This window comes from uncultured Ruminococcus sp. (genome assembly GCF_934476685.1).
In the GTDB taxonomy this organism is placed as follows: domain Bacteria; phylum Bacillota; class Clostridia; order Oscillospirales; family Ruminococcaceae; genus Hominimerdicola.
The window spans coordinates 1-3,883 of sequence record NZ_CAKSNX010000034.1 but is presented as its reverse complement, the minus strand read 5'-3'; the positions used below and the strand labels follow the sequence as shown (position 1 = coordinate 3,883).

Annotated in this window: 3 protein-coding genes and 3 tRNA genes; all 6 read left to right on the top strand. The window is 41.5% G+C overall.

What is annotated here, in order from left to right; genetic code table 11:
- The first annotated feature begins 1 nt into the window (after position 1).
- A tRNA-Trp gene (locus Q0E19_RS11655) sits at positions 2–77 on the top strand.
- Positions 78–360: 283 nt separating this feature from the next.
- Positions 361–2,451 carry a zinc-ribbon domain-containing protein gene (locus Q0E19_RS11650; protein WP_294409700.1) on the top strand — a complete coding sequence of 697 codons (2,091 nt, stop codon included), beginning with the start codon at positions 361–363 and terminating at the stop codon, positions 2,449–2,451.
- A 362-nt stretch (positions 2,452–2,813) separates the two neighbouring features.
- Positions 2,814–2,889 (top strand) — tRNA-Thr (locus Q0E19_RS11645).
- A 34-nt stretch (positions 2,890–2,923) separates the two neighbouring features.
- A tRNA-Tyr gene (locus tag Q0E19_RS11640) sits at positions 2,924–3,008 on the top strand.
- Positions 3,009–3,388: 380 nt separating this feature from the next.
- Positions 3,389–3,652, top strand: a complete 264-nt coding sequence (locus Q0E19_RS11635; protein WP_294409699.1) for a DUF4314 domain-containing protein — start codon at positions 3,389–3,391, stop codon at positions 3,650–3,652.
- 54 nt (positions 3,653–3,706) lie between these two features.
- Positions 3,707–3,883, top strand: a 177-nt coding sequence (locus Q0E19_RS11630; RefSeq protein ID WP_294409701.1) for a DNA cytosine methyltransferase, incomplete at its 3' end; no start/stop codon positions are given.

Below are 3,883 nucleotides of genomic sequence, written 5' to 3'. Positions count from 1 at the left end.
TAGGGGTATAGCTCAGTTGGTAGAGCAGCGGTCTCCAAAACCGCGTGCCGAGGGTTCGAATCCTTCTGCCCCTGCCAAAGTTTTATTATCCGATATCAGTTCGCTGGTATCGGATTTTTGCGTTTATGTAACCTTCCGCTATGCCGTAACATATTATGGCTTGTGGAATATCACAGCAGTTTTGCTGAAGCGGATAATTTGTTAAGCTGTGCCGCAGATGTTTTTTGTGCTGAAATATGTAAAAGTTCTGTCCTTATATGTGTCAAAATACTTGACAAAATTATATTTTGGATTTATAATTATTATGTGCAATTACAGCTATATTGCACATAATATACAATTAAATATGGAGGTTTGGAAATGAAGTTTTGTTCTAAATGCGGCGCAGAACTCAAGGACGGAATGAAATTCTGCGGCGGCTGCGGTGCTCCTGTTGAGAGCAATGAACAGCCTGCCGGAATGAACGGTGCAGTTCCTAACAATGCTATGCCAAACGGTATGCCTAATAACGGCAGTATGCCAAATGGCGGAGCAATGCCTAATGGAATGCCAAACAACGCTATGCCGAATAACGGAATGCCTAACAATGGTATGCCTTATCAGCAGGGAATGGGTTATCCTCAGCAGGGTATGCCTATGCAGGGCGGAGCTGCGGCAGCACCTAAGAAGCCTAATCCTGTGGGCGTGTTCTTCAAGAAGATCATCGACACGATAAAGGCTAAGCCTATTATCGGTATCATTGCAGGTGCAGCACTTGTGGTGATAATCGCACTGATAATCATTCTTGCCAATGTGTTCAAGTATCAGAGGATCGACGCAAAGGATCTGTTCAAGTTCGAGTTCGAGGGAATCAATAATTATGGTTCTGCAACAGGTGAGCTTAACTGCTATGACGAGTATGTTTATTCTTCATGGGACGCTGCTTACCTTGTTAATGATAAGCTCGGCAAGGCTCTTGATGATTACGGCCTGAGCGATCTTTATGATTCAGACAGCGAGTCAGGCAGCGAAAAGGAAACAGTTTCTCCTTATTTCTCAACTAAGGAAGATACAATGCTTGACGCTTGGTCAAAGGCTAAGGACAGATCTGAGGCAGCTCAGATGAGAAATGCGCTTCTTAAAACAAACAAGAACGGCAACTATGTCCTCAAGTGCAAGTTTGAGAATAATAAGAATCTTAAGAACGGTGACAAGGTAAAGGTAACCGTTGTTTATGATGAAGATTATCTCAAGAACTACAAGATAAAGCTCACAAATACAGAGTTTGAAGTTGAAGTCAAGAATCTTGACGAAGGCGAAGAGTTCGATCCGTTCAGCGATAAGAACTTTGAAGTAACTTTCAGCGGTATCGACGGTCAGGGCGAAATGGACTACGATCGTGTTGGCGACAATGATTTCTTCTCTTATTATGCAGATAAGGAATACAACCTGACAAACGGCGAAAAGGTAACTGTCACAGCTTCCTGCTACTATACTATCAAGAAAGCCGGAGATAAGTATTATTTTGAAGACGACGGCAAGTACTATGTTGTAGAAGGCGAAACTATGACAAAGGAATACGAGGTAACAGGACTTACAGAAGTTCAGGCTATCGATCCGTTCAAGGATATCACATTCAAGTATTCAGGCGGAACACCTTTCCTCGACGTTGACAGCGTAGTTACAGATAACTGCGATCAGCTTGTAAAGGATAATGTAAGATTTGAGATCGTAAATGGCGAATCTCTCAGCGCAGGCTCTAAGTTTACTGTAAAGGCTCGTGACTCATGGAACGGTCTTGCAGACGAGGGTTATAAGCTTGCAGGCACAGCGGATTCTGACGGCTATGTATCAAAGGAATTTACTGTTGACGATACCTGCCCTGCATATGTAACAGCTGAAAATGGTGAGGCTGCTTACGAGTCTATCCAGAGCAAGGTAGATGACGAGATACAGGATATGAGAAAGAATCTTAAGGGTTCATCATACGTTTACGGCGCTGACGTTGACGGCAAGATCGAATCTATCACATCATTTGATAAGGTAGATACATATGTTGCTTTCACAAAGAAGACAAACGCAGACAGCTTAAGCTGGGGCGAGGCAGTAAACGAGGTACTTTCTGTTTACAAGATCGAGGTAAAGACAGACGGAGATAAGGGCAAGGATACATTCTATGCTGTTATTTACGCAACAAACTTTATCTATGACGGCAAAACATACACAAGCGGCGATGTTCGTTCTGATTACTATGATACAATGGACGACATTAAGAAAGACGTTCTCGAAGCAGAGGGCTACACAGTAACAAAGTGCGGCGAATCTGCAGCAACAGACGCAACTGAAACCACGACAACAACTACTACAACAGCAGCTAAGTCGGACGACAGCACAGCGTCAACAGAGAAGTCTGATGAAAAGGCAACTACCACAACAAAGAAGACAGCAGAGTCTTCTGAGATAGTTCCGTAATAAAATAATATTGATCGGTCGGGTCTTACAAAAAGATCCGACTGATTTTTTATTGCAGCATAGTGAAATGTAATAATTGCATATAACGTATAAATATACTTGAATAATATTGTGAAAAATGCAGAAATGAGAAAAAAGCATTGACAAACAGTCGAAAAGATGCTATAATAATTAAGCTGTCTGAGAGATGAGTAAAGAAGTCTTAAAGAGTTTACAGTTGGTTTGCAAAGCATATGGTAAATGCATAACGAAATCAAATGTGAATGAAATGTTAAATTTCAAAAAACCTCTTGACAAGCTAAAGAAAATGTGATATAATAAATAAGTCGCATGAAGAGAATAAAAGCTAATGGCTTGCATTAGCTGGTGTAGCTCAGTTGGTAGAGCAGCTGATTTGTAATCAGCAGGTCGGGGGTTCGAGTCCGTCCACCAGCTCCATAATTCATTCGGGAAATATTTCGGGTGAATTAACGGGAGAATTCCCGAGTGGCCAAAGGGGGCAGACTGTAAATCTGTTGCTTCTAGCTTCGATGGTTCGAATCCATCTTCTCCCACCATACTTGTGCAATAAAATAGATGCACCTCTCGAAAAGCTCGTATTTACGAGCTTTTTTTGCGTTTTGAGGGTAAAAATTTCAGGTGTAAAACCGTAGATGCTTTTTCGTTAAAAAAGGATCTGAACCCTCAACAATTAAACATCGTCAAACAAAGCGGCAGACTTTGAGTATATTTTGCTCTAAGCCTGCCGATTTTTTATGAAAAAACTTTCACAAAGTTTTCAATACAAATTTATTGGATCTGCCGATTTTGTTGGTATCTCTTAAAACAGAGAAACCAATAGGATCGGCTTTTTTGTTTTTTAAGAGAGGTGGTGATCCTAATGTGGCAGAGGCTGTATTAACAGATGAGAAAATAAATTTGACAGGAGAAATGTGAAATGTATTACAATAAAGAAAACGTTGAAAGGCTGCGACAGAGATATCCCGAAGGAACTCGCATCTGCCTTGACAGAATGAATGATGATCCGTTCCCTGTTGAGTCCGGTACTCTTGGCAGGGTCGATCACGTTGATGACATCGGCACTTTGCATTGTATCTTTGACAATGGGAGAACGCTCGGTGTGATCCCGGGCGTGGACGATTTTCACGTTATCAGAGAAGGATCGGAACAAACCGAGGAAGAAATGAATATGTCAATGTAACGGTCAAGTTAAGAAAGCTTGGCCGTTTTTTTAATGAGGAAAGGAACGTGGTAAATGATAAAATATTTCGATATCTTTGCAGGCATCGGCGGATTTCGCTCAGGGCTTGAAAAAGCAGGTGGATTCAAGTGCGTCGGTTACTGCGAGATAGATAAGTATGCAAAGAAAGCCTATGAAACTTTGTATGATACAGAAGGTGAGGTGTTTTATGATGACGCAAGAAAAATCGAC